This is a genomic window from Vibrio sp. 03_296 (assembly GCF_002265885.1).
This window is the reverse complement of sequence record NZ_NPKW01000670.1, coordinates 1-1,039: the sequence shown is the minus strand read 5'-3', so window position 1 is coordinate 1,039 and position 1,039 is coordinate 1. Positions and strand designations below refer to the sequence as shown.

The 1,039-nt window shown below is 49.5% G+C and carries 1 pseudogene; it reads right to left on the bottom strand.

The annotated features are described in order from the left end of the window. Positions 1 to 128: 128 nt before the first annotated feature. Positions 129 to 1,039 (bottom strand): annotated as a pseudogene (locus CIK04_RS27030) (sensor histidine kinase); the annotation flags it as partial.

Genomic DNA, 1,039 nt, shown 5'->3' with positions numbered 1-1,039 from the left:
CGTAAGTATTTTGAGTGATTGCGATAGCCTAATTGCAACCAGAAAAATTAGAGAAAAGGACGCGAACTGCGCCTTTTTGTCGTGATTATGTTGCCTCTTATGCCCGTTGGCTCTGTTTGCACTGTTGGTCACTTACGGGTGAGTTCGCCAAAGCGCACACGAAAGACATTGCGATGCTCGCTGCGAGGGAGCAATTCGAGTGTGGCGTTATGTAATTTGGCAATGTCTTGGCAAATTGCCATGCCCAAACCCGCACCATCGCCTTTTTCACTGTTGGCGCGAAAGAAGGGTTCGAATAACTTGCCGCGGCTGGCTTCGTCAATTGCACTGCCATTATCGGCCACCAACACGTCCACATATTGATGGGTTTCCACTACGCTGATGTCAATTTCGCTTTGTGCGCCCGAGTAGCGAATTGCGATTATCCTAGTAGGTTGCGAAACAGTCGCTCGAGCAGAGTTTGTTCACCTTGCACAACACTCTTCGCTCTGCAAACTGAGCTCTTGTTGCTGCTTTAAGGCCAACAACGCCATGTCCGCCATCACACTTTGCAGCAGCTTATCGAGTTCGATGCTGTCGCACGCCAGATCACTCGCGTTATCTACCTTGGCCAAGGTCAATACTGGTGAATCAAACGGTCGGTACGGTCGATGCCTTTGAGGATGTTATTGAGTCGTGAGAAGTGCTGCGGCTCTCGCTGGCGAGAGCATTCTCTGCATTCAGGCGCAAAATAGTGAGAGGGGTTTTCAGCTCGTGAGCCGCGGTGCGCGTAAGCGTTTTTCTCGTTGCCACGCTTGTTCCAACTCGTTTAACAACTGATTGAGAGTATCAACCAGTGGGTCAAGTTCTAGGGTAGGGTGATCTACGTTGATTCGGTCGAGTTTGCTGACACTGCGATGGCTGATCGCCGTTCTCAGCTCTTCAATAGGGTGAAAATGTTTATCGATTAACCAAAGTAGCAAAACCAACAAAGCGGGCAGCAAAATGAGTTGTGGCAGAGCGGTCGAAAGGGCAATTTCACTGATGATTTCATTGCGAA